Source organism: Roseibium sp. TrichSKD4, from assembly GCF_000148725.1.
GTDB lineage: Bacteria > Pseudomonadota > Alphaproteobacteria > Rhizobiales > Stappiaceae > Roseibium.
Map to the genome: position 1 here is coordinate 384,746 of NZ_GL476320.1, position 25,477 is coordinate 410,222.

At 55.0% G+C, this 25,477-nt stretch carries 29 protein-coding genes and 1 pseudogene; 21 read left to right on the forward strand and 9 right to left on the reverse strand.

From position 1 onward, the window contains the following. The first annotated feature begins 133 nt into the window (after positions 1 to 133). The 5 genes from TRICHSKD4_RS22530 to TRICHSKD4_RS22550 all read left to right on the forward strand — a co-directional run bounded on the left by TRICHSKD4_RS22530 (position 134) and on the right by TRICHSKD4_RS22550 (position 3,419). The gene (locus TRICHSKD4_RS22530) at positions 134 to 844 is read left to right on the forward strand and encodes a GH25 family lysozyme (RefSeq protein WP_009469289.1); all 711 of its coding nucleotides are present in this window, start codon (positions 134 to 136) and stop codon (positions 842 to 844) included. 86 nt (positions 845 to 930) lie between these two features. Next, the gene (locus TRICHSKD4_RS22535) at positions 931 to 1,335 is read left to right on the forward strand and encodes a MerR family DNA-binding transcriptional regulator (protein ID WP_009469290.1); all 405 of its coding nucleotides are present in this window, start codon (positions 931 to 933) and stop codon (positions 1,333 to 1,335) included. Beyond that, positions 1,332 to 1,775, forward strand: a complete 444-nt coding sequence (locus TRICHSKD4_RS22540; RefSeq protein WP_009469291.1) for a PaaI family thioesterase — start codon at positions 1,332 to 1,334, stop codon at positions 1,773 to 1,775. Before TRICHSKD4_RS22535 ends, TRICHSKD4_RS22540 begins: the two co-directional genes overlap by 4 nt. Before the next feature lie 4 nt (positions 1,776 to 1,779). After that, positions 1,780 to 2,250, forward strand: a complete 471-nt coding sequence (locus TRICHSKD4_RS22545; protein WP_009469292.1) for a GNAT family N-acetyltransferase — start codon at positions 1,780 to 1,782, stop codon at positions 2,248 to 2,250. After that, positions 2,247 to 3,419 (forward strand): isovaleryl-CoA dehydrogenase, encoded by a 1,173-nt coding sequence (locus TRICHSKD4_RS22550; protein WP_009469293.1) that lies wholly within the window; start codon positions 2,247 to 2,249, stop codon positions 3,417 to 3,419. The genes TRICHSKD4_RS22545 and TRICHSKD4_RS22550 overlap by 4 nt, the downstream gene beginning before the upstream one ends. Positions 3,420 to 4,132: 713 nt before the next feature. On the opposite strand, the gene TRICHSKD4_RS22555 is transcribed toward TRICHSKD4_RS22550, so the two are convergent. Further along, positions 4,133 to 4,621: a DUF1993 family protein gene (locus tag TRICHSKD4_RS22555; RefSeq protein WP_009469294.1), complete on the reverse strand. Its 489-nt coding sequence runs from the start codon at positions 4,619 to 4,621 to the stop codon at positions 4,133 to 4,135. A 414-nt stretch (positions 4,622 to 5,035) separates the two neighbouring features. Between TRICHSKD4_RS22555 and TRICHSKD4_RS22565 the strand changes: the two genes are divergently transcribed. Then, on the forward strand, positions 5,036 to 6,385 hold the full coding sequence (locus TRICHSKD4_RS22565; RefSeq protein ID WP_009465529.1) for an IS5 family transposase: 1,350 nt from the start codon (positions 5,036 to 5,038) through the stop codon (positions 6,383 to 6,385). Here the strand turns inward: TRICHSKD4_RS22565 and TRICHSKD4_RS22570 are convergent. Further along, a complete protein-coding gene (locus TRICHSKD4_RS22570; RefSeq protein ID WP_009469296.1) occupies positions 6,374 to 6,913 on the reverse strand; it encodes a Spy/CpxP family protein refolding chaperone in 540 nt (179 codons plus the stop codon). The genes TRICHSKD4_RS22565 and TRICHSKD4_RS22570 overlap by 12 nt on opposite strands. Before the next feature lie 151 nt (positions 6,914 to 7,064). Here TRICHSKD4_RS22570 and TRICHSKD4_RS22575 point away from each other — a divergent pair, with 151 nt between their 5' ends. The 8 genes and pseudogenes from TRICHSKD4_RS22575 (at position 7,065) to TRICHSKD4_RS22615 (ending at position 12,505) form a co-directional block, all read left to right on the forward strand. Further along, on the forward strand, positions 7,065 to 7,445 hold the full coding sequence (locus TRICHSKD4_RS22575) for a helix-turn-helix transcriptional regulator (RefSeq protein WP_009469297.1): 381 nt from the start codon (positions 7,065 to 7,067) through the stop codon (positions 7,443 to 7,445). Further along, positions 7,442 to 7,943: pseudogene (locus TRICHSKD4_RS32460) on the forward strand (SRPBCC domain-containing protein). The gene TRICHSKD4_RS22575 and the pseudogene TRICHSKD4_RS32460 overlap by 4 nt, the downstream one beginning before the upstream one ends. Positions 7,944 to 8,038: 95 nt before the next feature. Then, complete coding sequence (speB, locus tag TRICHSKD4_RS22590; protein ID WP_009469301.1) at positions 8,039 to 9,010, forward strand: agmatinase; 972 nt, start codon at positions 8,039 to 8,041, stop codon at positions 9,008 to 9,010. Next, complete coding sequence (locus TRICHSKD4_RS22595) at positions 9,007 to 9,393, forward strand: cupin domain-containing protein (RefSeq protein WP_009469302.1); 387 nt, start codon at positions 9,007 to 9,009, stop codon at positions 9,391 to 9,393. The genes speB and TRICHSKD4_RS22595 overlap by 4 nt, the downstream gene beginning before the upstream one ends. Before the next feature lie 20 nt (positions 9,394 to 9,413). Continuing rightward, positions 9,414 to 9,827, forward strand: a complete 414-nt coding sequence (locus TRICHSKD4_RS22600; protein ID WP_009469303.1) for an ACT domain-containing protein — start codon at positions 9,414 to 9,416, stop codon at positions 9,825 to 9,827. Positions 9,828 to 9,936: 109 nt separating this feature from the next. Continuing rightward, positions 9,937 to 10,779 carry an adenylate/guanylate cyclase domain-containing protein gene (locus TRICHSKD4_RS22605; protein WP_009469304.1) on the forward strand — a complete coding sequence of 281 codons (843 nt, stop codon included), beginning with the start codon at positions 9,937 to 9,939 and terminating at the stop codon, positions 10,777 to 10,779. Between the two features lie 162 nt (positions 10,780 to 10,941). Next, positions 10,942 to 11,556 (forward strand): ATP-dependent Clp protease proteolytic subunit, encoded by a 615-nt coding sequence (locus TRICHSKD4_RS22610; protein WP_050763541.1) that lies wholly within the window; start codon positions 10,942 to 10,944, stop codon positions 11,554 to 11,556. Between the two features lie 145 nt (positions 11,557 to 11,701). Then, positions 11,702 to 12,505: a YdcF family protein gene (locus TRICHSKD4_RS22615; RefSeq protein ID WP_009469306.1), complete on the forward strand. Its 804-nt coding sequence runs from the start codon at positions 11,702 to 11,704 to the stop codon at positions 12,503 to 12,505. A 43-nt stretch (positions 12,506 to 12,548) separates the two neighbouring features. On the opposite strand, the gene TRICHSKD4_RS22620 is transcribed toward TRICHSKD4_RS22615, so the two are convergent. After that, positions 12,549 to 13,265, reverse strand: a complete 717-nt coding sequence (locus tag TRICHSKD4_RS22620; RefSeq protein ID WP_040617492.1) for a DUF599 domain-containing protein — start codon at positions 13,263 to 13,265, stop codon at positions 12,549 to 12,551. A 255-nt stretch (positions 13,266 to 13,520) separates the two neighbouring features. Between TRICHSKD4_RS22620 and TRICHSKD4_RS32070 the strand changes: the two genes are divergently transcribed. Beyond that, complete coding sequence (locus TRICHSKD4_RS32070; RefSeq protein WP_009469308.1) at positions 13,521 to 13,655, forward strand: hypothetical protein; 135 nt, start codon at positions 13,521 to 13,523, stop codon at positions 13,653 to 13,655. Between the two features lie 103 nt (positions 13,656 to 13,758). Here the strand turns inward: TRICHSKD4_RS32070 and TRICHSKD4_RS22625 are convergent, their stop codons facing one another. Then, positions 13,759 to 14,646 (reverse strand): SDR family NAD(P)-dependent oxidoreductase, encoded by an 888-nt coding sequence (locus TRICHSKD4_RS22625; RefSeq protein ID WP_040617348.1) that lies wholly within the window; start codon positions 14,644 to 14,646, stop codon positions 13,759 to 13,761. A 122-nt stretch (positions 14,647 to 14,768) separates the two neighbouring features. On the opposite strand from TRICHSKD4_RS22625, the gene TRICHSKD4_RS22630 reads away from it, so the two are divergent. Continuing rightward, positions 14,769 to 15,203 carry a DUF1489 family protein gene (locus TRICHSKD4_RS22630; RefSeq protein ID WP_009469311.1) on the forward strand — a complete coding sequence of 145 codons (435 nt, stop codon included), beginning with the start codon at positions 14,769 to 14,771 and terminating at the stop codon, positions 15,201 to 15,203. A gap of 51 nt (positions 15,204 to 15,254) precedes the next feature. Here TRICHSKD4_RS22630 and TRICHSKD4_RS22635 read toward each other — a convergent pair whose 3' ends face one another. Continuing rightward, positions 15,255 to 16,100 carry an enoyl-CoA hydratase/isomerase family protein gene (locus TRICHSKD4_RS22635; RefSeq protein WP_009469312.1) on the reverse strand — a complete coding sequence of 282 codons (846 nt, stop codon included), beginning with the start codon at positions 16,098 to 16,100 and terminating at the stop codon, positions 15,255 to 15,257. Positions 16,101 to 16,373: 273 nt separating this feature from the next. Between TRICHSKD4_RS22635 and TRICHSKD4_RS22640 the strand changes: the two genes are divergently transcribed. Further along, positions 16,374 to 17,102 carry a hypothetical protein gene (locus tag TRICHSKD4_RS22640; RefSeq protein WP_009469313.1) on the forward strand — a complete coding sequence of 243 codons (729 nt, stop codon included), beginning with the start codon at positions 16,374 to 16,376 and terminating at the stop codon, positions 17,100 to 17,102. 9 nt (positions 17,103 to 17,111) lie between these two features. Then, positions 17,112 to 17,804: a DnaJ domain-containing protein gene (locus TRICHSKD4_RS22645; RefSeq protein ID WP_009469314.1), complete on the forward strand. Its 693-nt coding sequence runs from the start codon at positions 17,112 to 17,114 to the stop codon at positions 17,802 to 17,804. Positions 17,805 to 17,820: 16 nt separating this feature from the next. Here the strand turns inward: TRICHSKD4_RS22645 and TRICHSKD4_RS22650 are convergent, their stop codons facing one another. Continuing rightward, positions 17,821 to 19,314 carry a D-alanyl-D-alanine carboxypeptidase gene (locus tag TRICHSKD4_RS22650; RefSeq protein WP_040617349.1) on the reverse strand — a complete coding sequence of 498 codons (1,494 nt, stop codon included), beginning with the start codon at positions 19,312 to 19,314 and terminating at the stop codon, positions 17,821 to 17,823. Between the two features lie 531 nt (positions 19,315 to 19,845). Here TRICHSKD4_RS22650 and TRICHSKD4_RS22655 point away from each other — a divergent pair. From TRICHSKD4_RS22655 to clpA, 3 genes are all read left to right on the forward strand, one after another. Beyond that, positions 19,846 to 20,178, forward strand: a complete 333-nt coding sequence (locus TRICHSKD4_RS22655; RefSeq protein ID WP_009469317.1) for a phasin family protein — start codon at positions 19,846 to 19,848, stop codon at positions 20,176 to 20,178. Between the two features lie 412 nt (positions 20,179 to 20,590). Then, a complete protein-coding gene (gene clpS / locus TRICHSKD4_RS22660; protein WP_009469319.1) occupies positions 20,591 to 20,923 on the forward strand; it encodes an ATP-dependent Clp protease adapter ClpS in 333 nt (110 codons plus the stop codon). Between the two features lie 12 nt (positions 20,924 to 20,935). Further along, the gene (clpA, locus tag TRICHSKD4_RS22665; RefSeq protein ID WP_009469320.1) at positions 20,936 to 23,410 is read left to right on the forward strand and encodes an ATP-dependent Clp protease ATP-binding subunit ClpA; all 2,475 of its coding nucleotides are present in this window, start codon (positions 20,936 to 20,938) and stop codon (positions 23,408 to 23,410) included. A 267-nt stretch (positions 23,411 to 23,677) separates the two neighbouring features. Here the strand turns inward: clpA and TRICHSKD4_RS30380 are convergent, their stop codons facing one another. The 3 genes from TRICHSKD4_RS30380 to TRICHSKD4_RS22680 are packed head-to-tail and all read right to left on the reverse strand — an operon-like array spanning position 23,678 to position 25,183. Then, positions 23,678 to 23,869, reverse strand: a complete 192-nt coding sequence (locus TRICHSKD4_RS30380; RefSeq protein WP_139052257.1) for a hypothetical protein — start codon at positions 23,867 to 23,869, stop codon at positions 23,678 to 23,680. Beyond that, positions 23,844 to 24,803, reverse strand: a complete 960-nt coding sequence (locus TRICHSKD4_RS31830; RefSeq protein WP_009469322.1) for an NAD(P)/FAD-dependent oxidoreductase — start codon at positions 24,801 to 24,803, stop codon at positions 23,844 to 23,846. The genes TRICHSKD4_RS30380 and TRICHSKD4_RS31830 overlap by 26 nt, the downstream gene beginning before the upstream one ends. Further along, positions 24,800 to 25,183 (reverse strand): hypothetical protein, encoded by a 384-nt coding sequence (locus TRICHSKD4_RS22680; protein ID WP_009469323.1) that lies wholly within the window; start codon positions 25,181 to 25,183, stop codon positions 24,800 to 24,802. Before TRICHSKD4_RS22680 ends, TRICHSKD4_RS31830 begins: the two co-directional genes overlap by 4 nt. Positions 25,184 to 25,477 lie beyond the last annotated feature (294 nt).

Sequence of the window (25,477 nt, forward strand, 5' to 3'; positions counted from 1 at the left end):
GCTGGCTCAGCGATGTACCACATCGCCTTCGCCAGTTTCGCCTTGTCTTGAGCACTGCATTTCCCGGCGAAATACATCTCCAATCCATCCACACAGCCTAGGCTGCGCCAACTTCCCTTCGGCGGTCAGAGCAATGCGATTTCTTTTTTCGATTTTTCGGTTCATTCTTTACGTTGTTCTGGGCGGTGTTCTGTGTCTGGCTGGAGTGACCTTCTTTTTCATGTCCTGGGAACCTGATCGCTCAACGCACCCATTTCGCGGCATTGATGTATCCCATCATCAGGGCGAGATTGATTGGCCGCTGGTCGCCGCCGATGACGTGACCTTTGTCTATATGAAAGCAACCGAAGGACAGGATTTTCAGGACAAGTCATTCTCGACGAATTGGCGGGAAGCCGGACAGGCCGGATTGGCACGCGGGGCCTACCACTTCTTCAGTTTCTGTTCCCCCGGTGAAAAGCAGGCCCTGAATTACCTCTCCGTCTTGCCGAAGTCGGAGAAGATGCTGCCACCGGTTCTTGATCTGGAATTTGAAGGCAATTGCGCCCGCAAACCCTCGGTGGACGAGGTTCTACGGGAGGTGACCGACTTTGTGCAAACTGTTGAGGCTGCGCTGGGCCGGCAAGTCGTGTTTTATGTGCCAGATGATTTCCACGCGGCCTACATCAAGGGGCAGGGGCTGAACCGGCAGGTCTGGGCGCGGTCCTTGTGGCACTCCCCCGACTATGTGCGAGATTGGCTGTTCTGGCAGTTCCACCAGCAAGGTGCGATTGACGGGATTGATGGCAATGTTGATTTGAACGTTTTGGCGGGAAATCGAAAATTGGATCAGTTTTTGAAATAGTTACACAATTGAAAATATTATTAAAAAACAATTTGATTGACTAAAACGTAAAAAGAGTTGAATGTCGCCGCCAACAGGGAGTTGGCATGCAGCGGCTATACACAATCACCCAGCTTACGCAGGAATTCGACATCACGACGCGCACGCTTCGGTTCTATGAAGCGCAAGGCATGTTGACGCCGCAGCGTCGTGGCCGTCAACGTCTCTATCGGCCTGCCGACCGGACGCGTTTGAAGCTGATCCTGCGCGGCAAACGCCTTGGGTTTTCGCTGGCGGAAATCAGTGAAATGATTGAGATGTACGGCACAGCTCCGGGCGAAGAAGGTCAGCTGCGCCTGTTGATGCAGAAGATTGCCAACCGCCGGGCCGAACTCGTGGAAAAGCAACGGGACATTGAACTGACCCTTGCCGAACTGGAGGAAGTTGAAGAGGGCGCGCGGGCGCGCATGGCCGAAATCGGCGGAACCTTTGGCAAGGATGGTGACGCATGATGTTTGAAGTCCGCAGTGCGGATTGGGAGGCGCGTGTTCGCAGCAGCTTCGCCGCTCAGAAGTTTATGGAGCATCTTGGCGCGCGCTTGACGCATGTTGCGCCGGGCGCGGTCGATATCGAGCTTGATCTCAGACCGGAAGTCACCCAACAACATGGGTATTTCCATGCCGGAGCCACATCTTCGGTCACCGACAGCGCAGCAGGCTATGCGGCGTTGACCCTGTTTGCCGACGGCTTCGGCGTGTTGACCACCGAATACAAGATCAACCTTTTGAACCCGGCAAGGCAAAACCGCATCGTGGCGCGCGGTCGGGTGGTGAAGCCCGGTCGAACCCTCACCATCGCCAAGGCCGATGTTTTCGGCGTCTCGGAGACAGGTGACGTACATATTTCAACAGGCCTTTTCACTTTGATGAGTGTTGAGGGAATAAAGGACTGAATTCATGGGACAAGCTGCCATTCGGCAGATTGAGGCCGGAGATCGCGCCCAGTGGGAAGCGCTCTGGCAAGACTATCTTGCATTTTATCACACCAGCGTTCCAGCCAACGTGACGGACACCTTGTTCGAGCGACTTCTTAGCGAAGAAGGGCACAATGGTCTGGTTGCTGTTCTGGATGGCAAGGTGGTGGGCTTCGTGCACTATCTTTTCCATCCGAGCACCTGGTCGAGCGAGCTGAAATGCTATCTGGAAGACCTGTTCGTGAGCGATGAAACGCGGGGAACAGGCGCAGGTCGCAAACTGATCGAAGCTGTTTATGCCGCAGCCGATGCGCGTCCCGACGCATCCGGCAACGTTTATTGGCACACCAACGGCGACAACGCCCGCGCGCGTCAGCTTTATGACCATATCGGAAACCTATCAACCTATGTCTATTACGACCGCACCAAAGCGCCGGTGAAGGAGGCATCATGATCCGCAACGATTTTCCTGCGTTCAACTTCAATCTTGGCGAGACTGCCGACATGCTGCGCGACAGCGTGCGCTCGTTCTCGCAGGACCGCATTGCGCCGCTGGCCGAAAAGATCGACCGTGAGGACTGGTTCCCACGCGAACTCTGGCCGGAAATGGGCGACATGGGCTTGCATGGCATCACGGTGGAAGAAGAGTGGGGCGGGGCCGGCCTTGGCTATCTCGAACATTGCATCGCCATGGAAGAAGTCAGCCGGGCATCGGCATCGATTGGCCTGTCCTATGGCGCGCACTCGAACTTGTGTGTGAACCAGCTGCGGCGCTGGGGCAATGAAGACCAGAAGAAGCGCTATCTTTCCAAGCTGGTCACCGGCGAGCATCTGGGTGCGCTGGCCATGTCCGAGCCGGGCGCGGGGTCAGACGTTGTCTCCATGAAGCTGAAGGCCGAGAAGAAGGGTGATCGCTACATCCTGAACGGTAACAAGATGTGGATCACCAACGGTCCGACAGCAGACACGCTGATCATCTATGCCAAGACAGATCCTGACGCTGGCCCGAAAGGCATCACCGCCTTCCTCGTAGAGAAGGACTTCAAGGGCTTTTCCGTTGCCCAAAAGCTCGACAAGCTGGGCATGCGCGGGTCGGAAACTGGCGAGCTGGTATTCCAGGATTGTGAAGTGCCGGCAGAAAACGTGCTTGGCGAAGTCGGCAGGGGCGTGAATGTCCTCATGTCCGGTCTCGACTATGAGCGGGCGGTTCTGGCTGCAGGTGCGGTTGGCATCATGCAGGCGGCTATGGATGTGGTGATCCCATACATTCACGAGCGCAAGCAGTTCGGCCAGTCCATCGGCACGTTCCAGCTGGTTCAGGGCAAGGTCGCGGACATGTATGTCTCCATGAACGCCTCAAAAGCCTATGTCTATGCAGTCGCGCAGGCCTGTGACCGGGGCGAGACCACCCGCGAGGACGCTGCTGGTGCGATCCTTTATGCGGCTGAAAACGCGACCAAGATGACCCTCGATGCCATCCAGCTTCTCGGTGGCAACGGCTACATCAACGAATACCCGACTGGTCGCCTTCTGCGCGATGCCAAGCTCTATGAAATCGGCGCGGGAACCTCCGAAATCCGCCGCATGCTCATCGGTCGCGAAATTTTCAACAAGACGGCTTGAGGCAATAATCCGTGTTAAGAGAAGGGGCCCGCGCGGCCCCTTTTTGCGAGCCACAATCCACCAGCGTTTGCATCGTCATCCCGCGCTTGACGCGGGATCGGTGAGCCCGGATCGTGGTTGGAAGCTCATGCTCTGTCGTTCGGGGCTCTCCGATCCCGGCTCACACTGCGTTTGGCCGGGATGACGACCTAGGAGATGGGTGCCCTTACCCATCCGCTCTGCCGTACCGGTCCCCGAGCCGGGACTTTATCGAGGTCAAGCGATTTCAATAAATGGGATTGGGGCAAACAGACCCCACATCAAGTGCGCGGCGGCACCGTGGAAAACTTGGTTTTGTTGCTCATTTCTGATCCTGAGGAGCGATCTCATTCACCTCTCCCATGGGGATAGGTCGGCGCAACGCGCCGGGTGAGGGGAAGTGATGTCTCAAGGGACACGCCGCATTTCAGTCCCTCACCCTAACCCTCTCCTACTGGGAGAGGGAACTGTCGTGCATCCTTGGCGCGCCATTGATCGCAATAGGCCCCGGATCAAGTCCGGGGCGGCGGCTGGCAGAGGGTTTGGCGTTCTCTGTGCCGTCCCGACCCCCGAGCTGGGACCTCGTCGTATGTGACTGCCTTAGGTTCTCCTGCAGGCGGATAAGAGCCAGATTTTTTCAAAACGGCATGCCGGCCTAAAGAAGCTCTTCCGACGCTTTCAAGCGAATTCGAATTTCAATATTCATGAAGACCATCAAAGTCTGCTTTGCCTATTGGTAAACCGGAAAGACGGAGACCTGCATAGGCTTGGGAAAGGTGAAACAGCATGTTCGGAAAGGCAAATCTTAGAACATAGTCAGCAGTTGTTTGCGTCAAATGAGCGTTACCAGCAACATGACTTACTTTTGAAGTCCAGTGGATTGAGGGGGCATTGTCGAGCGCTTCAAGGACTTCTCGGTGTAAAGCATGAAGGCTGGTAATTGAGTAAGGCTCAATGATTTCAGGGACTGTTGCACCGCCGGGTATGCATACCGCTCTTGCCGCAAATTGAATGGCCACCGCTAGGTGAAATCCAGTGTCAAACGTGTCGGGAGCAAGTTGTACAGCGAGAAGGTCCGCTGCATCCGGTCGCTGGGTCACGATTTCAAGGAGTTTTCCCGACTGATCCAAATAATGTTCAATCGAAGAAATGGGAACATCGTCAAAGTTTGGATTTTCGATCACCTGATACCTCAATACTAATAGTTAAAAATAATTGCTGCGCCCCGAGGTCTCGACCTTAATGTCGGGACCTTTCGAGGCCAAGATCGTATATGTTTTAACTTCGAGTAGCAGGCCCCGGATCAAGTCCGGGGCGGCGCATATACATGAATTCGCATTGTGCCGTCCCGGCCTCCGAGCCGGGACCTCACATACCATTCAGCTAAACTCACCCGCAGCCATTGTGCTTCTTCCACATCTCGGCGTCATGGCCGTCGGGGATGTTGGTGCACGGGTCAGACGTATAGCCGCGCAGGACTTGATAGTTCGCGCTGAAAAACCCCTTAACTGATTGAAGAGTATGGATACCCATTGGGTTTTGGATGTGTGAATATGCCGGTTAGTTGATCCGAAGCACGCATTTTCTGGCATATTCTCATGAGACCTTCAAAACGCAACAAACGGTGTGGCGATCTGTTCAAGGAACGCCTGGCCGCAATCATCGATATGAACCATTCGTTGGTGCGGCTGTCTGGTCTGATGCCTTGGGATGAATTTGATGCGGAGTTCGGCAGGCATTATCGCCCCTTGGGACGACCGGCCAAACCAACGCGTCTGATGGCCGGGCTGCACTTTCTCAAGCACATGTACGATCTTTCCGATGAAGAGACGGTTGAGCGTTGGGTTGAAAACCCCTACTGGCAGTCTTTCTGCGGTTTTGAGTTTTTCCAGCACCAATTCCCCATTGATCCCTCAACCATGACCCGCTGGCGCAAACGGATTGGTCCTGAGGGAATGGAAAAGCTTCTTTCTGCTACGGTAGGTGTTGCGATTGAGAGCGGGACGATCAAGAAGAGCAGCCTTGAGCGGGTCTTGGTTGATACGACCGTTCAACCCAAAGCCATTGCCCATCCCACCGATAGCCGTCTTTATCACAAGGCCTTGCAGCTTCTGGTGCGCCAGGCCAAGAGGGCCGGCATCATCTTGCGTCGCAGCCATACCAGAGTTGCCAAAAAGGCGGCCTTGATGGCGGGCCGTTATGCCCATGCCAAACAGTTCAAGCGGATGCGCCGGGAACTCAAAAAGCTGAAGACCTATCTGGGCCGGGTCTATCGCGACATCTCCCGCAAGATCGCAGGCAACGAAGGTCTTGAGCACCGGTTCTCCCGTCTGCTGGGACTGGTGGAGCGGCTTCTGGCCCAGACCCCCAAGGACAAAAACAAGATTTATTCCATGCATGCGCCGGAAGTGGCCTGTATTGCCAAGGGCAAGGCGCGAACACCTTACGAGTTCGGGGCCAAGGTTGGCATTGCCACGACCAATCGGGAAGGATTGGTTCTTGCGGCGAGGGCTTTTGAGGGCAATCCCTATGATGGGCACACCTTGAATGACACCATCAGTCAGGCTGAGAAAGTCTGCGGCACCAAAGCTGAGCGTGTCTATGTGGACCGTGGCTATCGGGGGCATGATTATGAGGGCGACGCCAAGGTCATGATCTCCGGCCAGAAGCGCGGGCTGACGGCACAGATGAAGCGTGAGCTGAAACGACGATCAGCGATCGAGGCCACCATCGGCCACATGAAAACAGATGGACGACTTGACCGGAACTTCCTCAATGGCAAAAATGGCGATGCCATCAACGCCCTGCTGGCCGCAGCCGGTCATAACCTGCGTCTGATCCTCAATGCACTGATCATTTTGCTGCTCTGGATCACAAACCCCATCCCCAAACCGGTCAAATCGAATATTTGCGTATTGCTTCGGCCACGCGCAACATCAATGGCTTAGACGTTGTTCAGGGCGGACTTGATAGCGCTGGATCTGGTGTGCGGTCAAAAGGGGCGGGGTGTCAATGTGGCGCTTCAGGTGAACAAGGCGGAGCGCTGCACGAGCGTCCCCTGCTTCCTTCAAAAGGACTTCCAGCTGTGCATTATCCAGATCGGGCGTCTCAAATGCGATGCTTAGCGCGCGCTCGGCAGAAATGAAACGCTCTCCAGCGGCGATTGCTTCACGCTTCATATCGGCATGAAGCCCCTCGATTTTGGTAACTTGCTCAGGCGTCAACTGAAGCTGGTCCTTGAGTTCAAGAAGGTGCGCTGGGCCGGGACGACCATTGAGCTCGGCAGGCAGCGCCAAGCCCCAGCCAGAGCCCTCACGCAACTGCTTCAAATCACTGTCGGACAGGCTCTTGATCTGGCGGCTTTCAAAACCGGCATAGGGCTGTGTGGAATGTTTGTGGCCAGTTTCGCTAGCATCAGCTGAAAATGCCGTGGCCGTTGCCAGCAAAATGCTCATAACCATCGTGCTTTTGCGCATAACTTGTTCCCCCTCATGATGTAGCGTTCCTCTAAGTAAAGCAGGCGGGGATACGCTCGGCCACTGTTGCATCATTAAATCTTCGTAATGCCCAATCGCAGGTGCGCCATATCCGCTTGACAGATCGTATTCATTATATAACCTTAAAGTTATGGAAATAATTGGTTATGAAGATACTAGCGCTAATCTGGACGCTGTGTTTGCGGCGCTGAGTGACCCGACGCGTCGAGCGATCCTGACACGGTTGGCGCAAGGGGAGGCGACGGTCAATGAGCTTGCTGAGCCGTTCCAGATCAGCCAACCCGCCATCTCCAAGCATCTCAAGGTGCTGGAAAAGTCAGGACTGATTGAGCGCGGCATCAACCGCACGAAAAGGCCTGCGCGCCTGAAGGCGGGCCCAATGGCGGACGCGGTCGCGTGGTTGGAAGAATTTCGAAAATTCTGGTCGGGCAGTTTCGATCAGCTCGACGCACTGCTGGAGGATTTGCAGCAGGGGCAGGAAAAGACCAAAGGGGAGGATACTAAAACATGAGCGAATTGCCGACATATCTACTGGAGCGGGCTTTTAAGGCTCTGCGTGAGCTGGTCTGGAGAACCTGGACGGACCCGGAGCTTTTGGTGCGTTGGTATGGGCCCAATGTCGAGACAATCATTCATGAACTGGATGTGCGCCCAGGCGGTTTTTGGCTCAACGAAATGAAAATGGGCAGCGACTCGGGCTATCAAGCGCACGGAATATGTCGAGGTAGACGAGCCGTCGAAGCTGGTTTGCCTGATGGCCTCCGCCAATGACAAATGGGAAGTCACCGCCAATCCTATGATGCCCGACTGGCCGCGCGTGCTTTTGACAACGGTTACCTTCGAAGAGGTTGGCCGCGAGACTGTCATGAAACTGACCTGGGTGCCGCATGAGGCGACCGACGCAGAGATAACCTGTTTCGCTGGTGCCATTTCTGGCGCGGACAAAGGTTGGGCAGCTGGCATGGCCATTTTGGAAGAGCTGTTGGCCGAGTTGCAGCAGGCCGCGTGATTTCAACGGCATTTCGCCAACCGCTTCTGGAAGCAGGCAGAGGAACTGGCTAGGGTAGCGCCACTTGTTTCCTCGTCAGATTTCAGGAGTGTTTTGTGTCCGATCCGTTTTTCCATCCAATATCGGGGTTTGAGCTGCCACGGTTTGCCGGTGTGCCGACGTTCATGCGCCTGCCGCATGTGCCCTTGGAGCACGAGCGGATTGGAGATGTTCAGATTGGGCTGGTTGGAACACCGTGGGATGCGGGCACGACGAACAGGCCGGGACCGCGCCATGCGCCGCGTCAACTTCGCGATGCCTCGACGATGATCAGGGCCCAAAATGGCGCAACAGGCATTCGCCCATTCGAAATGGTCAACTGTGCGGATTTGGGCGACGTTGGGCCGAACCCAGCAAGCCTGAAAGACAGCTTGGCGCGGATCACGGCCTGTTATGAACGCTTGGTGCAAAAGAGTATTCGCCCGCTGACCGCCGGAGGCGATCATCTGTGTTCCCTGCCGATCTTGCGAGCGCTTGCCCAGAACAAGCCGCTCGGCATGATCCACTTCGACAGTCATACGGATCTCTTTCACAGCTATTTCGGCGGCATGATGTACACCCACGGAACACCGTTCCGCCGCGCCGTGGAGGAGGGGCTTCTTGATCCAAAACGCGTGGTGCAGATCGGCATTCGCGGCACGGCCTATGACGATGAAGATCGTGATTTTGCCGATTCCGTTGGCATTCGCGTGATCCCCATCGAGGAATTTCATGCGCGCGGCCCGGAAGACGTCATGGTTGAGGCGAAGGAAATTGCCGGAACAGGCGAAACCTACGTTTCCTATGACATTGATTTCGTCGACCCCGCCTATGCGCCGGGAACGGGTACGCCGGAAGTTGGTGGTCCGAATTCCTATCAGGCGTTGCAGGTGGCCCGGATGCTGGACGGTGTAAACATCGTTGGTGCGGATATGGTCGAAGTCTCACCGCCCTTCGACCAAAGCGGCGCAACGGCCTATCTCGGCGTCTCGATCATGTTCGAGATTCTTTGCAATATGGCGCTGTCCATTGGAAAGGCAGCAGAATGAAAACCACGCAGTTGGGACCGAAGGCCGACGCTAAATCACCCGCAGGCGCCGATATCCGTTTCATCATGGATGGCCCAACCGGGAACATGATCCATTCAACAGTGCCACCCGGCCAAATCAACCGGGCGACCCGGCACAGCACTGTCAGCGAATTCTGGCATGTTCTGGAAGGGGAAGGGCAGATCTGGCGCAAGAACGGGGACGCTGAAGAAACAGTGGATCTCGTCGCTGGCGTATCGATTGATATTCCGGTTGGCACAGCTTTCCAGTATCGCTGCACCGGAACCACACCCCTGAAGTTCATCTGCATCTCCATGCCGCCGTGGCCGGGAGATGAAGAAGCAACTTATGTCGATGAGGTTTGGGAGCCAACGGCGTCCTGAAAGGGCGTAAGGAGCAATTGGTGGCAGGCGAAACAAATCTACAAAAGCTGATTTCCGGCATGCGTCCCGAGCTTGACGCGCAACCCTATGTCTTTTGCACCTTCGAAAAGACGTCGATGGCCGATCTTGCCGCGCATGATCCGGTCGGGCTGTTTCGCGAAGCAGAAGGGCTGACCGCGATCCTGACGCCAAAGGCCGCAGAAGCGCTGGGTCAGACAGGCTTACCCCAGTTCAAACGCATCACGCTACAAATACACTCGGCCCTGGAAGCCGTCGGTCTGACCGCCGCCTTTTCAACTGCGCTGGGCGAGGCGGGTATTTCGGCAAATGTGATCGCGGGCTACTATCACGATCACATTTTTATTGCCGAGACGGATGCTGACAAAGCTATTCAGGTGCTGGAAGATTTGGCGGCAGAGGCTGGCACCCAATAGGGGGCATTCTAAAAAATTTCACAAGGAATTATCCCCATTTGTGCCTCAAACGTTGCAATTGAGACCGATCATTCCCATTCCTAAAGAACACGGAGCAAAGGGCAGGGATATGCAACGGGCCAAACGGCGCCTCGCAGCGGTCATGTGTGCGGATGTCGCGCATTATTCAAAGCTGATGGAGCAGGATGAAGACGGGACCTTGAACCGTCTCAAGGCCTATCGCGATGTCATGTCCGCGCTGACCGAGCGCCACGATGGCCGGATCGTCAACACATGGGGCGATGCGGTCATCATCGAGTTTGGCTCCGTGATCGAGGCTGTGCAATGCGCAATCGAAATCCAGACCGAACTGTCCCACCGCAATGCGGACCTGCCCGACAGTGAAAAAATGGAATTCCGCATTGGCCTCAACCTCGGTGACCTTATGGTTGAGGGGGACGACATCTATGGCGACGGTGTGAATGTGGCTGCCCGTCTTCAGGAACTGGCGCCGACCGGCGGTATCATGCTGTCCCAGTCTGTCTATGATCAGGTGCGAAACAAGCTCGCCATAGGCTTTGATCCGCGTGGCTTGCAAACCGTCAAGAATGTCTCCGAGCCGGTGGAAACCTATGCGGTGCGCCTCGGCGGGCGAAATGAACCGGAGACGGTGCCGGACAATAACAAGGCCGAGAATGAGCCTCGACAGGCTGAGACGGTTGGCGATCCCGATTTGGCCAAGGCGCGTAACGGTTTCGATCAGGCACGGGCGTGGGTTGCGCGTCAACCGCGTAACATCCGGTCGTCAATCTTCATGATCGGCTTTTTCTTCGGGTTAAATCTTCTGACCAGTGGTTTGTCTGAATTGTGGTTTGTTTGGCCGGCCTTGCCTTTCGCAATGATGATTGCCTGGCACTTTTTTGTCGGGAAAAAGGAAGAGAAGCTTTCTTCATCAGGCAAGTCCGCTAAATAACCTGTGAAAGTTTACGTCATTGTTGGCGGGCTGGTAACTCTTTTGCGGCTAAGAGGGTTTCTTCATTTGCGAGCCGTGCCATCATCGCCTACACATGGGGACAGGTACTGATTTGCCGGTCCCTCCGGCACTCATAAAAAGTCAATGGAGTTTTTCCTGCGCATGAAAGACTATACAACACCGGTGCCCGCCCGCCTCGATGACGACGAGGACGACAAGACAAAGACCCCGCAATCCGTGCCGGTCGACAAGCACCTGTTCGAAGCCCGGACCGTTTTGATCACCGGCCCGATCACGCAGGAACTTGCCCGGGACGTGTGTTCCCGTTTGCTGGCTCTGGCGCAAGTGTCGAACGATCCGATCACGGTCATCGTTTCGTCTCCGGGTGGCCACGTTGAATCTGGCGACATGATCCACGACACGATCAAGTTTGTGTCCCCGGAAGTTCGCATTCTTGGCATGGGCTGGGTCGCAAGTGCTGGCGCACTGATCTATGTGTCTGTTCCCAAGGAACAGCGCTATTGCACCCAGAACACCCGCTTCCTGTTGCACCAACCGTCCGGTGGTGCTGGCGGCATGGCAACGGATATCGAGATCCAGGCCAAAGAGATCATCAAGATGCGGGATCGCCTCAACCAGATCTTCGCAGATGCCACCGGCCAGCCGATAGAGCGGATCGAAAAAGACACCGATCGCGACTATTGGATGAGCCCGGAAGAGGGCATTGAATACGGTCTGGTTGGCAAGGTCGTGACGAACGCCAGCGAAATCGGCTAAATCCAGCCAGCTGATTAGCATTTCAAACACCGGTCAGACCTAACTGGCCGGTGTTTTTTGTTTTCTGCCCTATCCAACGCGACCATGCTTTCGCCAATGTCTGCCGCAACAAGACCGTTGAAGTTCTACGGTTCGGAGTCCTGATTTGTTTTTTCTGTTGTCCAAGGTGATCTTTTTCATCATTCGCCCATCCAATTTTCTACTGATCTTGTTGGGTGTCGGCGTGTTTTTCTTATTCGGAAAGCGCCAGAAGTTGGGACGCGGGCTGGTGCTGCTGTCCTTTCTGGGCTTTTTCGCTTTTGGACTTGGGCCGCTGGGCAACATCTTGATGCAGCCTCTGGAAGACCGCTTTCAAACGCCTGAGGACGTGGGGCAGATCGACGGGATTATCGTGTTGGGCGGAGCGATTGATACGGTTGTGACCAACACGCGCCTGTTGACTTCCATCAACACCGCGGCAGAGCGGGTAACGGTTGTCGCGCAGCTTGCCAGAGAGCATCCGAAAGCCGAGGTCATTCACTCCGGCGGTGAAGGGCTGTTGCTTGGTTCCGGGACTTCGGAAGCAGAAGGCGTTCTGCCGCTGTTTCTGTCTTTCGGCATTGAGCGTGAGCGGATCATCTTGGAGGATCAGGCGCGCAACACCTGGGAAAACGCGACCCTGACCAAAGAGCAGTTGGAGCCGATAGAAGGACAGCGCTGGCTTTTGGTGACATCTGCTTATCACATGCCACGCTCCGTCGGTGTGTTTGAAGCGGCTGGCTGGACAGGCATCGTTCCATATCCGGTCGATCAGCGCACCCGAGGCCCGCAAGATGCTGGCCGGTGGTTTGTCGGGCTTGCAGAAGGCTTGAAACGAACGGATGTGGCCGTGAAGGAGTGGATCGGTCTGGTTGCCTATTACGCGACCGGCCGCAGCACAGCGCTGTTTCCATCTCCAAAGGCGAATTGAGCTTGATTAGTGCCCCAAAGGGCCATGTCTGCCTTGATGTTGTCTATTTGCCAGACGGTGTGTCTGAGGGCGGGATCACCCTTTGTCCGAAGAGGGCAGCGGCCCGAGCTCTCGACAGGAACTGACGCCGGAGCAAGACGGCAAGTGTTGTGCAGGCAAAGACCGCAGGGCCGGCAAACCAGCCAAGAAACGCAATTGCAAAGAAAAAAGCGCGCTGCCCCCTGTTGAAATGGCGTCCAGCCAGAACATTGAGGTCAGCAGCTTTACTCGCAATGTATCTGAGGTCTTCTTCCGGTTTTGTGCCATGTTCAGGGACGGACCCCATAACGATGCTGGCGTAGTTGAATAGTCGGTAGGCCCAGCCAAACTTGAAAAACGCATAGGCAAAGATGACCCCGAGGCCAAGAACCTTCAGTTCCCATAATGTCCGGCTCATCTCAACCGGTATGGAGAGGTCGCCAGCCACCCGTTGAATTGTGTCGGGCGAATCAAGAAGCGCAAAGCTGCCACCTATTGCGAGCAGGGACATTGATGCAAAGAAGGCAGTTCCTTGCTGCAGGCCGCCCATGATTGCCGTATCCATGATGCGCACTTCACGGCTGGCCATGGCCATCATCCACTGTCTTCGGTGCTGATCCATGGCGTGAGACAGAGACTTCTTGTGAAACGGGCTTATGTCTATCAGCAGATTAAAGCCGAACCAGGCAAACAAAAACCACGTCACTGAGAGCATGTCGGCAAGGGAGAGTGCGTCAAACATCAAGTGCCCAAATTTTGTCATCATTCGGACACGGGGTAACTGGAGGAGCCGCTATCCGAATTTTTTCGAGTGGCAATTTAATACCCTAAATAGTTGATTTAATCCCCATAAATCGAGCCCTGCACACAGGGCTATTCAGGGCCCCATATTTTGCGCTTGCGAAATCGTAATCATTCCTTTACCTCCTCGCCTCAATGAGGCCGCAATTGGGGCACCCCGCTGCGTAGCCGTTCATCAAAAGAGGTTTCCTGTTTTATGGATGAAAACGTACAAAAGTCCTGTTGGGGCGTAACAATCTGGACCGTGGTTGCTGTGACTGCAGCCTTGGCATTGGTTGTTCTTTTCAATGACGTTGATACAGCACAACAGGCAGTCGCAGTCGCTCAGTAAATTTATAGCGACTTGCAGACATCAGAAGCGCGACATCGGTCGCGCTTTTTTCGTTTCTGGAATAGAGATAATGACGTTACGTCAATTTTGGTGGCGTTGATTGTCAGACCTGAAGCACGGCTCTGACAAGGGTTTCCGCCGTTTTGTGCTCAGGAGACCAACCAGAAAGTTTCTCTGATCGCTCGGTGTTCAAGACTTGCGAGCGACCATATCCAGCCATCCAGTCGGCTGTAGGCGGAATGTCCTCTGGAGCGGCTTCCGTCTGAAGTATCAGGTCCGTTTCCAATTCCTGGTTAACCGCATCAACCAGTTCACCAACTGGCAGTCCGGGGTGGCCTGCACCAAACACATTCAACCGAAATCCCTGACGCCTCAAAACGGTAGAATAGAGGCGTGCCAAATCGCTGACTTCAACAAGGGGCCAGCAGGTTTGCAGTGTTGCGCGAGTCTTGAACGGACTGCCCGCCAATGCTGCATTTGCCAGATCGGCTACAGGGCCGGTTTCTGCGCTGCACACAAGGGCCGGGTGAATAACGGAAACCTGCAGCTCCACACTTGTGATAAGACTGCGAATTGTCTCAGACATTTGCGCAAAGGGCGGCAGCGGGGCGTGGGCTGTTGTTTCCTTCAAGGGATACCGGTCTGAGGCCGCAGGATAGAGCCAAATCCCACCTGTGTAGATGATTTTTAAAGGGCGGGCCTTGCCGCGAGCAGCTTTTCGGATCGCGAACATCGCCGCACGGTCAACGGCACCCATGTCAGGGGCAAAGGTTGCGCCCAGATGCACAAGCGCCTCGCAAGATACCGCGCGCTGCGTCCATTCCTCCGGGCATGTGAGGTCGCCCGGGAATACGGTTGCGCCCAGATGCCTGAGTTTGTCCGCAGATTGCTCTGATCTGGACAGGGCAATGACCTTGCAGCCATCTTCCAACAAATGAGAAACAACCGCTTGCCCTATGGTGCCCGAACCACCTGTCAAAAATACTTCCATGTAGTGACAGAAACTCTTTCCCGAGTGGAGCGCAAGCAGACGACCTGCAAGACCTGTGCAAAAGGTACCAGCCCAAACGCGGTGCATTTGAAACCGGGCGGCGCAGTGCTAGATGAAGAAGCATGACGCTTCATTTGGTGAAATTATGTGTGGGCGCGGACAGCGTGGAGAGCTTGCAGGCGTGGATCGACTTCCGCAAGGAGCAGGCGCATTCCGCCGGTGTTGAGTTCGTCCAGAACCACACGACCCGTATGGTGCCGACCCGAAAGGATGAGCTGCTGGATAAAGGGTCCCTTTATTGGGTGATCAAGGGTAAAATCCAGTGTCGTCAGAACCTTTTGGATATCCGGCCCTTCACCGACAACGCCGGGGTCAAACGCTGCGACCTGATTCTGGAGCCGCGGATTATCCTGACCCAGTATCAGCCAAAACGGCCGTTTCAGGGCTGGCGTTACCTGAAGGCGGATGATGCGCCCAGAGACATCAAAAATGCGGCGGAGGCAGCAGCCATGCCCGACGCCATGCGCCGAGACCTCACAGAACTCTGCCTCCTTTGATCAAAAGAAGCCGAGCTTCGTGAGCTCGGCTTTTTAACGAAGCGGAAGATCTTAGTTGATCTCTTGAACTTTCATCACCAGATCGCCCCAGTTGCGTTGGTTTTCGATGTCGTGTTCCAGCCGTTGTTCATCCGCGATGGTGAAACGTTTGATCGCAGGTGTTTTACTGGTCGCCTGATAGAGCCAATATGCTTCCGCATTCAAGGCGTCATCGATTGGTTTGTCGATGGACTCATACACTGCCTTTTTGCAAGCGTTTATGGATTCCGCCGGGAATTGGGCAATGCGGTTCGCTAGGGCGTCAACATAAGGCCCGATTTCGTCGGGGTCCAAGGCCTTGTTGATCGTGCCCAAGCGTTCTGCATCGTCAGCATCATAGTCCTGTGCGCTCAAGATGATTTCCAGAGCTTTGCCAAGGCTGGTCTGACGAGCCATCCGAGAGGCTCCGCCGCCGCAGGGCAGGATGCCCATACCGACTTCCATCTGCATGAATTTGTACTTGCCGCGCGCCGCAAAGCGCATGTCGAGCGCCAGAGCAAGTTCATGACCTCCGCCACGCGCGAATCCCTCCAGCTTCGCAATTGTGGCCTGAGGTACCTTGCTGATCCGCTCACAAACAGCCTGAAGATCAAGCAATTGCGCTTCTTCACGCGACACGGCTTCGGTCGACATGTCTTTCAAAAGTTCGGTGTCGTAGTGACAGACCCAGATTTCCGGATTGGCAGACTGAAAGACCACAACTTTCGTGTTGCGATCACGCTCCAGTCGCATTGCTAAGCTGTTCAAGTCGGCCAGCATTTCCTGCCCCTGAACATTTACCGATCCGAAATCGAAAGTGACCGTTAGGACACCGCCATTTTGTTCAGTCGTGAAAGTGGTGAAACCTGCATATTTCATTGAACGTTCCTCGGGGATAGTCGTGGTTACGGACACGATTTGTGAAGTCACTCCGATGTGACCAACTACAGGTAAGGAACGTATTTTCGATATAAACGACCGAAAAAAGAATTCAGAATATAGAAAAAGTATATATTGAGGATTGTGAGAGGTGGAGGAGGGGTGGAAATTACAAGTATGTAGTGTGTATGGGGGTTATCAGTCTCTTGCTTTTTGAAACCCAGCTCTCCAATTTTCAGTATGAGACACAGTTCGAACCAAAGGGCGAAAGAAATGGTTGGTGACACGCCAATCTCAAAGAAAAGTCGGGGAGCAGCTGTCACAGAAGTTCGCTCTAGTTCCTCGGAAATTGATGCGTTTCTCTCAAAGGCATCTGAAATACCCAGCCCGACGGAAGGGGATGGCCGGCTGATTTTTGCGCTGGATGCGACGATGAGCCGACAACCGACTTGGGATCAGGCCTGCCATATCCAGTCGGAAATGTTTCGAGAGGCCGACCGGATCAGCGGATTGCAGATCAAATTGGTCTATTTCCGGGGATTTGATGAATGTCGCGCCTCCAGATGGTTTCGCAATGGGGCGGAGCTTGCCAAGGTGATGGGGCGGATTTCCTGCCAGGGTGGGCGAACGCAAATCGGAAAGGTGTTGAGCGCGGGGCTCAAGGAAGCCCGGACGGGCAAGGTGCAGGCGTTGGTCTATATCGGCGATTGCATGGAAGAAAATGTCGATGACCTGTGCCACAAGGCGGGCGAGCTGGGCTTGCTGGGCGTTCCAGCGTTTTGTTTTCAAGAAGGGCGGGACCCGGCAGCGGAAACGGCTTTTCGCGAGATCGCACGCCTGACCAATGGCGCGTTTTGCCGATTTGACAACGGATCTGCTCGCCAGCTGGCGGACCTTTTAAAGGCCGTTGCCACTTATGCAGCGGGCGGTCGAAAGGCTTTGCAGGCCCTTGAAAAGTCAGGCGGCAAGGGCGCGCGCTTGTTGTTGCAACAATTGAGGTAAAACGACCGGATGGTCTATCTGCTTTTGGGTATTTTGGTTCTGGTGCTGCTGCTTGCGGCAGCGCGCGGGTTTGTAAACGCCAATCCGGCTGTGTTGGCCAGACAACTGAAATTCAGTGTTGGGGGCGCGCTTTTGCTTGGAGCACTGTTTCTCGGTGTAACCGGACGTTTTGCGCTCGCTTTGCCCGTTGGGGCATTTGCCTTGTCCATGCTAGGGGCGGGGTGGGCGTCGCAAAGGGCCCAACCATCTGGCGGACAGAAATCCACCGTTCGCTCTGCAATGCTGGAGATGGAGCTGGATCATGACAGCGGAGAAATGCGCGGCCATGTTTTGGCAGGGCATTTTCAGGGCAGAGATTTGGAATCCCTTACCCCGATGGAATTGAAGGAGCTTTGGCTGGAAACACAGGCCGACAACCAAAGTCAGGCCTTAATCGAAGCTTATTTCGACCGCCGGTTTGCCAGATGGCGTGAAGACTTCGAGGCGGATGGAACAGAGGGGCATGGAGCTCCTCCGAGCGCGGGACCCATGACAAATGAGGAGGCCTACGAGATCCTGGGGCTTTCGCCCGGCGCCGGGGAAGCGGAAATCAGATCGGCGCACAGACGGCTTATGAAGGCCGTTCATCCCGACAGTGGCGGTTCCACGTTCCTCGCGTCGAAACTCAACGAGGCTAAAGACACTCTTCTCAGAAGACATTGACGACATCCGTTACGCATTACTGATAGATGGCATAGCAGCGGAACTTGGCCCGCTTCAGGGACTTACATGCATTCCAGGCGGCCGTTTTGGTTTCAAAACCAACGAAACGGGCGCGGTAAAGGGTTTGACCATTGGAATCGACCGGCTCGGTGTAAGGAACACGCTTTTTGAGGGCAGATCCGGTTGCTTTCGACGCCTTCTTCAACATTTTGATGGCGGCGCTTTCAGACTCAGTTGCCGCAATCTGGACCTGCCAGGTTGGCTCTTGAACCTTGGTGTTGTTCGTTGCAACAGTGACAACGTCGTCGCTGCTGTCGTCTGCTTCAACCTTGATGGACGTGGTCGAGACAGTCTTGATCGAGGCCGTTGTGGTCTTGCGCTCAGGCGCAGAAACCGGAACCGGGGGAAGGGCTGCTGCTGCAAAGGCCTGGTCAAATCGGCTTCCGCCATCAACCGGCTTCGGCGGAACCGGAGCGGACGCGTTGATCGGGAACGGAACGTTTGATTTAGGTGTTGCTGATGCAAGCGCCAGAACTGGAGACGTCTTGATCGTCTTGGAGCCCGGTTTGCCGTTTGGCATCGGGACATTCTTCATGGAAGCAGCGACAAACGCAGGCTGACGCTTGACCTTGGCAACGAGCGGCGCAGATTTGCGACCTTTGCTTGCCTTGTGAAGATAACGGCCGATCAGGTTGGTCATGTGCCGATTACGGGATGCGCCAGTGCGGCCCCCCATGACAACAGCAACAATGTGACGACCGTTGCGGTTTACAGAGGTAACAAGATTGAAACCGGAAGCTCGGATATAGCCGGTCTTGATGCCGTCAACACCTTTGACGCGACCCAACAGCTTGTTGTGGTTGCCATACCGGCGACCCTTGTAGGAATAGACCCGAGTGTTGAAGTATTTGTAGTACTTCGGAAACCGTTCCTGAATGGCGATGCCGAGACGGGACATATCCCGTGCCGTCGTGCGTTGCCGGGAGTTTGGCAGACCATGCGCATTGCGGAAGGTCGTCCGCTTCATGCCGAGTTGGCGAGCGGTGTTTGTCATCCGCTTTGCGAATTTCGCTTCCGAGCCAGCGATGTTCTCGGCAACGGTTGTTGCAACGTCGTTTGCGGACTTCGTGACCAGCGCGAGAATAGCGTCCTTGACCTTGATGGTCTGTCCCGGTCTAAGGCCGATTTTTGATGGCGGTTCTTTAGAAGCGTTCTTTGAGACCTTGAACTTGGAGTTCAGGGACAAGCGGCCAGCCTCAAGCTCTTCAAAAACGATGTAGAGCGTCATGATCTTTGTCAGGGAGGCGGGGTAGCGATAGGCGTCTGCGCTATCTGCATATAGCGTTTTGCCTGTTTTTGCGTCGACGACGATCCCGGCATATTTCGAATTTGCTGCAGCAGGCGCGGTGCCTGCGGCGGTCATGCCGGCAATCAACAGGGCAGACCCGACAATGCGAACATGGCGGGAGATTGATTTGAAACGCTTACCAAACACAGTACTCAATCCCATTCTGGGGCACGTATTTTGTCTCTTGCGGTTTCAGAGGCTGCGTTGACAGCTTCTATGGCCGTTGGGGCCGAACCCATGAAACCCGTAAATTTCTTGAGTTCATTTGATGGATTCTCGGTTACGAATGAGTAAATAATGAGGCGTTATTGCGGAAAAAAATTCTAGAAATAATTAGGGTTAATGAAGTGTAAATATTCTGTTATTTGAAATAGTGAAGTAAATGTAATCACGATAGCTAGTATAGTTGAATATTATATTTTGAAAATTATCTCTATTGCTGATGTGTATCGTGGTTTCCCAAGGGTGAAAATGCCTAGTTCTCGAAAATATCAAATTTCAGAATTGAGAAATCGATATTCTGAAGCTGGAAGAGGGGAGGCGCTCTCTTTGCGGAAATATTTATGTTGCACTGCGAAAGTTTGATTGACAAAATTTGTGCATTGCACGATATTCCCTGTGCTGATGTTTAATAAGGTCGGGAGATGAGCGGCGCTCTCCCCGGTCTCGTGGTTGAAGACAGGGACACTGGAAATGATGAACAGTTTCGAAGACATTCAAAAAGCAAGCAAGGAAAACATGGAACTGGCCATGGAATCTTTCGGTTCTTTCAGCAAGGGCTTCCAAGCTCTCGCAACCGAAGTTGCTGAATACCAGAAGAAGTCCTTCGAAGAAGGCACTGCTGCTGTCGAAAAGCTCGTTGCTTCCAAGTCTCTCGACAAGGCTGTTGAAGCTCAGACAGAATATGCAAAAACTGCCTACGAAGGCTTTGTTGGCGAAATGACAAAGATCGGCGAAATTGTCACCGACATGTCCAAGGAAGCTTACAAGCCTTACGAAAGCGCATTCGGCAAATTCGGCAAGTAAGCACTTCCAAACGAATCCAACTGGATCGTTGCAGGCCCGGCTTTTTTGAAGCCGGGCTTTTATTTTGCGCTGTTCACAGTTTTCCTGAGGTTCTGCTGCCGCACTCGTGATGAGCGGAAAGCCCGCACAGCAACTGCTGTTAGCGCACTGAACTTTGGACCTTTTAATTATTTTTGATCAACCTACATAACCGTTCATAGTGGAAAACGACGGGCAGTGGGCAAACACGCGAAACCGGGCCGTTTCCCCCATTGCACTCGGGGACGCATCGCGGCAGACTCGTAAAAATCTGCAGATGGCGCTTTGGTCAAACCATGGTACCGTCGAATGCAGGGCTAGTAACCAGTAGGTGCGGCCGTCCCGACCCGGGAATGCTGCTCCTGTCCGTTGAGCAAAGGGTATAGGCGACAATATGGCAGCTGGGGCTGATTATGGCGACGATGACGGAGATTCCGGCGCGGTCGTTGTTACCAGGACCAAACCGAAAACCAAGCGCCCAAATCTGTATCGGGTGCTGCTTTTGAACGACGACTACACGCCCATGGAGTTTGTTATTCATGTTGTGGAGAGTTTTTTCCAGAAGAATAGGGAAGAAGCGACGCACATCATGCTGCATGTTCACCATCATGGCGTCGGCGAATGCGGGATATATTCCTATGAAGTAGCAGAAACCAAAGTGACTCAGGTTATGGACTTCGCCCGAAAGCACCAGCATCCGCTGCAGTGCGTCATGGAAAAGAAGTGAGGGAACTAGCACGTGCCATCATTTTCACGCAGTCTCGAAAAAGCCCTCCATCAGGCTCTGGCCTTTGCCAATGAGCGCGAGCAGGAATACGCCACACTGGAGCACCTGTTGCTGGCCCTGCTTGATGATCAGGATGCAGCCGCAGTCATGCGCGCCTGCAATGTTGATCTGGATGTGATCCGGCGAAACCTGGTCGACTATATCGAAAATGAGCTGGAGAACCTGGTCACGGATTCCGATGAGGATTCCAAGCCGACCGCCGGGTTCCAGCGCGTCATTCAACGCGCCGTCATTCACGTTCAGTCCTCTGGACGCGAAGAAGTGACCGGTGCCAATGTTCTGGTGGCGATTTTCGCCGAGCGTGAGAGCCATGCGGCTTACTTCCTGCAGGATCAGGACATGACCCGCTACGACGCGGTGAACTATATCTCGCACGGAATTGCCAAACGCCCGGGTCTTTCCGAAACCCGCCCAGTTGACGGCGTGGAGGATGAAGAAGCCGTTTCTGGTAACGCTCAAGGCGGCGGTGAGAAGAAGGCCGGTTCAAAAACCGATGCTCTTGAAGCTTATTGCGTGAACCTCAACAAGAAGGCTGCGGACGGCAAGGTCGATCCGTTGATTGGTCGGGATACAGAAATTTCCCGGACCATCCAGATTCTGTGCCGCCGGTCCAAGAACAACCCGCTGTTTGTGGGTGATCCCGGTGTCGGCAAGACGGCCATTGCTGAAGGTCTTGCCCTGCGCATCGTCAACGAAGATGTGCCGGATGTTCTCAAGGGCAACACCATCTTCTCGCTCGATATGGGTTCGCTTCTGGCAGGCACGCGCTACCGCGGTGATTTCGAGGAACGCCTGAAGCAGGTGGTCAAGGAAATCGAGGAATTCGATGGCGCGGTGATGTTCATCGACGAAATCCACACGGTCATTGGCGCGGGGGCAACCTCCGGCGGGGCCATGGATGCGTCAAACCTTCTGAAACCGGCTTTGGCAGCTGGAACCATCCGTTGCATCGGGTCAACGACCTACAAGGAATACCGCCAATTCTTCGAAAAGGATCGGGCCTTGGTGCGCCGGTTCCAGAAAATCGACGTCAACGAACCAACTATTCCGGATGCCATCGACATTCTGAAGGGCTTGAAGCCTTACTTTGAGGACTTCCACAAGGTTCGCTACACCAATGATGCGATCAAGACGGCGGTTGAGTTGTCGGCGAAATACATCTCCGACCGTAAACTGCCGGACAAAGCCATCGATGTCCTGGATGAAACCGGGGCATCCCAGATGCTTGTTCCGGAAGCACGCCGTCGCAAGACCATTGGCGTGAAGGAAATCGAGAACACCATCGCCACAATGGCGCGCATTCCGCCGAAATCCGTCTCCAAGGATGATGCGGAAGTGCTCTCCAGCCTGAGCGCGGAACTCAAGCGCGTGGTCTATGGTCAAAACGATGCCATCGATACGTTGGCCTCCGCCATCAAGCTGGCCCGCGCTGGCTTGCGCGAGCCGGACAAACCAATCGGCAGCTATCTGTTCTCTGGCCCGACCGGCGTCGGCAAGACGGAAGTGGCGCGGCAACTGGCCTCGTCACTGGGTGTCGAACTGATCCGCTTTGACATGTCGGAATATATGGAACGGCACACTGTGTCCCGGCTCATCGGCGCGCCTCCTGGCTATGTCGGGTTTGATCAGGGCGGTCTGCTCACCGATGGTGTTGATCAGCACCCGCACTGTGTCCTGCTTCTGGATGAAATCGAAAAGGCCCACCCGGACCTTTACAACATCCTTCTGCAGGTGATGGACCACGGCAAGCTGACCGACCACAATGGCAAGCAGGTCGATTTCCGCAATGTCATCCTGATCATGACCACCAATGCGGGCGCAGCCGACATGGCCAAGGCTCCCATTGGCTTCAACCGCGTAAAGCGGGAAGGGGACGATCAGGAAGCGATCAACAAGCTTTTCACGCCGGAGTTCCGCAACCGTCTTGATGCCATCATCGCGTTTGGCAATCTGCCGATTGAGGTGGTTTACAAGGTGGTCGAGAAATTCGTCATGCAGCTTGAGGCCCAACTGTCCGAGCGTGGCGTCACGTTCGAGTTGACAGACGCGGCCACCAAGTGGCTCGCCGACAAAGGGTATGACAACCAGATGGGCGCTCGTCCATTGGGCCGCGTCATTCAGGAGCACATCAAGCGGCCTCTCGCCGACGAGGTGCTGTTCGGCAAGTTGCAAAAGGGCGGCACGGTCAAGGTGTCTGTCTCTGAGGACGAAGCCGGTCTGCTTCTGGAAAGCGTGGAAGAACGGAAAGAGCCACCGAAGAAGCCAAAGGCGAAGGCAGCTGCAAAGGCCAAACCAAAGCGCCGCCGCAAGACAGCCACCGCCAAGACTGCTGCCCCGAAGTCTTCCAAACCGGATGACGACGGCGGCGACAACGGCGGCAGCTCCCCGAAGAAAAGTCTCGTCCCGAAGGTTCCCCTCGCGGACTGAGGAATTTGGACCAAGTAGCTGAATCAAATACTGAAAAAGGTGCTCAATAGGGCGCCTTTTTTGCGTTCGGGGCTAAAACGTTTGCCTCGGATTTTGCGCCGTCCCGGCTTTGAGCCGGGACCTCGTTGATTTCTGGGACAAGAGCTGTCGATGAGAAGCTCCCGGATCAAGCTACGCTTGTCCGGGACGGCACTATTGCGAGCGTCGAGGTACTTTTGCTCTCCTGCCTAATGCTAGTCACCGGTAATTTACCGCTTGCTCCGACCGTCATCCCGGACAAGCACAGCGCGATCCGGGATCCATACCGCGATCAAGCCACGGCCAATAAAGCGTGCGGACAAACCGCGGGATGGATTGCTCAAAACGAAACGCGTCAAGTCCTGCAATGACGAGGTGGAGGGGTGCGCGGTTCACCGTTCCGTCAAAGCGTTTTTCATTGTCGAAGACCAACCGCCTCACACTTGCTCCAACAACTTCTCTGCAGTGCTGGTTCCGCTTTGCCATGCCGCTTCCACGCGGGCGCCGATGCACCAGTCACCGCCCAGGAACAGGGTCTCCGACGCGTTGGCAAGGAAAGGCGCGCCCAGAGGGGTGTCGACTTTGGCGTAGCGCCAGCGGTGCGCATCGGCGTGGACCACATTGGCCCGATCGAGGCCCAGACCTTGCAAAGCTCTGTCAGCATAAGGTCAGTTGCAGCCGGTTTGTCCAGTTCAAGGTGGATTTGGCTCCAGTAAGGACTGGCTTGGGCGACAAATGTGTTTTTGTTGGCGCGTCCGGGTTTGGTGCTCTCTTGTGCGATCCAGGCAAGCGGCGCGTCCGGGTCGTGATATGTGGCTGCAAGGGCGGGGGCCTTGTCAAAGGCCACCATGAGGGTCCAGCAGGGTAGCAGTGAGACGTGGGCTATCTGCTTGGAGAGCGGGTGATCATTGCCCAGGAGAGCCATGGTTTGCGGGGCAGGGGCGGTGATGATCAACCGATCAAACTCCAGCGTGCCATCGCCAGTGCTGACGGACCAAGTGGAGCCAGTTTCCATCACTGACGTCACCTGAGTTTGGCGACGGATGGTCAGCCCATCAGCTAATGCCTTGGCAAGGGCGTTCATCGAAGGAGTGCCAACGACCCCGGTTCGGTCGCCCATGTGCCATTCGCTCGCCGCGCAATTTGCCGTCAACTCTGCGAGAAGGCGCTGAAAGCCATCAGTTTTTGCGGTGATGTACTGCGCACCATGATCGAACTGAAGATCGTTTTCTGCCCGGCGCGTTGCAAGGCGTCCACCAATGCCGCGTCCCTTGTCGAGAAGCAGCGGTTCGTGCCCGGCATCGGCGAGCTTTCGCGCACAGGCGAGGCCTGTCATGCCGGCACCAATGATGCCGATCCGAATAGGTCTGGTCATGCGATCTCCAGTCGAGCAAGTATGTTCGGGATTTCCTTCTTCACCTTGAAAAAGCCAGCGGTGGCGTGCCGCCAGATCGTGTCGTCCCAGGGGCGACGGATTTCGCACAAGGCAAGGGTATTGTCTTCGAGTTGTGTTTGCACCGTATCCATCCAGTCCTTCAGCGGTCCGCGCGGGGTATAGGGCATCACGATTTGCTGGGCGCCGGTATCTTTTGCCCAATCGAGCAGCGGCTGAGGAGACCCCGTATTGAGCGTTTCATATGTTCGTCCGAAGCGCATTGCAGCGTCCTCTAAAGCACCAGCCTCAAAGGCTAGGACGTGATCCGGCACCGGTCCAGGAGATCGCAAGGTGCTGGAGGACAGCGTTGCCACCGACATTATGTCAATGGTTTCAAGGTCCAAAGTTTCCGGCAGACAATCGTCTTCAGTGAGAAGGAACGCTGTTGAGCTGACCTGATCCCATTACGAGCCGTCCTATTTTAAGCTAAACAAACAGTTACGTTATGTCTTTTGCAGGTGAGGCGAGGTTCAAGGAGTGGAGCAGGGGTGAATAGCGAGCTAGCCTAAGCTTCTAGACGTTTAGTTTCAACGGTCTAACTTAGGTGGGAGTAAGGCATGGCAGGTCCGGAGGTAACACTGGTGTCAACTAATTGGAAGCGCGGTGCCGACCCT

Coding starts and splice junctions, on each gene's coding strand:
- TRICHSKD4_RS22640 (WP_009469313.1), top strand. CDS start 16,374: ATGGTTGGTGACACGCCAATCTCAAAGAAAAGTCGGGGAGCAGCTGTC.
- TRICHSKD4_RS22535 (WP_009469290.1), top strand. CDS start 931: ATGCAGCGGCTATACACAATCACCCAGCTTACGCAGGAATTCGACATC.
- TRICHSKD4_RS22550 (WP_009469293.1), top strand. CDS start 2,247: ATGATCCGCAACGATTTTCCTGCGTTCAACTTCAATCTTGGCGAGACT.
- TRICHSKD4_RS22545 (WP_009469292.1), top strand. CDS start 1,780: ATGGGACAAGCTGCCATTCGGCAGATTGAGGCCGGAGATCGCGCCCAG.
- TRICHSKD4_RS22625 (WP_040617348.1), bottom strand. CDS start 14,646: ATGGAAGTATTTTTGACAGGTGGTTCGGGCACCATAGGGCAAGCGGTT.
- TRICHSKD4_RS22630 (WP_009469311.1), top strand. CDS start 14,769: ATGACGCTTCATTTGGTGAAATTATGTGTGGGCGCGGACAGCGTGGAG.
- TRICHSKD4_RS31830 (WP_009469322.1), bottom strand. CDS start 24,803: ATGACCAGACCTATTCGGATCGGCATCATTGGTGCCGGCATGACAGGC.
- clpS (WP_009469319.1), top strand. CDS start 20,591: ATGGCAGCTGGGGCTGATTATGGCGACGATGACGGAGATTCCGGCGCG.
- TRICHSKD4_RS22635 (WP_009469312.1), bottom strand. CDS start 16,100: ATGAAATATGCAGGTTTCACCACTTTCACGACTGAACAAAATGGCGGT.
- TRICHSKD4_RS22540 (WP_009469291.1), top strand. CDS start 1,332: ATGATGTTTGAAGTCCGCAGTGCGGATTGGGAGGCGCGTGTTCGCAGC.
- TRICHSKD4_RS22595 (WP_009469302.1), top strand. CDS start 9,007: ATGAAAACCACGCAGTTGGGACCGAAGGCCGACGCTAAATCACCCGCA.
- TRICHSKD4_RS22650 (WP_040617349.1), bottom strand. CDS start 19,314: ATGGGATTGAGTACTGTGTTTGGTAAGCGTTTCAAATCAATCTCCCGC.
- TRICHSKD4_RS22565 (WP_009465529.1), top strand. CDS start 5,036: ATGAGACCTTCAAAACGCAACAAACGGTGTGGCGATCTGTTCAAGGAA.
- TRICHSKD4_RS22570 (WP_009469296.1), bottom strand. CDS start 6,913: ATGCGCAAAAGCACGATGGTTATGAGCATTTTGCTGGCAACGGCCACG.
- TRICHSKD4_RS22605 (WP_009469304.1), top strand. CDS start 9,937: ATGCAACGGGCCAAACGGCGCCTCGCAGCGGTCATGTGTGCGGATGTC.
- TRICHSKD4_RS22655 (WP_009469317.1), top strand. CDS start 19,846: ATGATGAACAGTTTCGAAGACATTCAAAAAGCAAGCAAGGAAAACATG.
- TRICHSKD4_RS22620 (WP_040617492.1), bottom strand. CDS start 13,265: ATGTTTGACGCACTCTCCCTTGCCGACATGCTCTCAGTGACGTGGTTT.
- TRICHSKD4_RS22530 (WP_009469289.1), top strand. CDS start 134: ATGCGATTTCTTTTTTCGATTTTTCGGTTCATTCTTTACGTTGTTCTG.
- TRICHSKD4_RS22645 (WP_009469314.1), top strand. CDS start 17,112: ATGGTCTATCTGCTTTTGGGTATTTTGGTTCTGGTGCTGCTGCTTGCG.
- TRICHSKD4_RS22680 (WP_009469323.1), bottom strand. CDS start 25,183: ATGTCGGTGGCAACGCTGTCCTCCAGCACCTTGCGATCTCCTGGACCG.
- TRICHSKD4_RS22610 (WP_050763541.1), top strand. CDS start 10,942: ATGAAAGACTATACAACACCGGTGCCCGCCCGCCTCGATGACGACGAG.
- TRICHSKD4_RS32070 (WP_009469308.1), top strand. CDS start 13,521: ATGGATGAAAACGTACAAAAGTCCTGTTGGGGCGTAACAATCTGGACC.
- TRICHSKD4_RS22575 (WP_009469297.1), top strand. CDS start 7,065: ATGGAAATAATTGGTTATGAAGATACTAGCGCTAATCTGGACGCTGTG.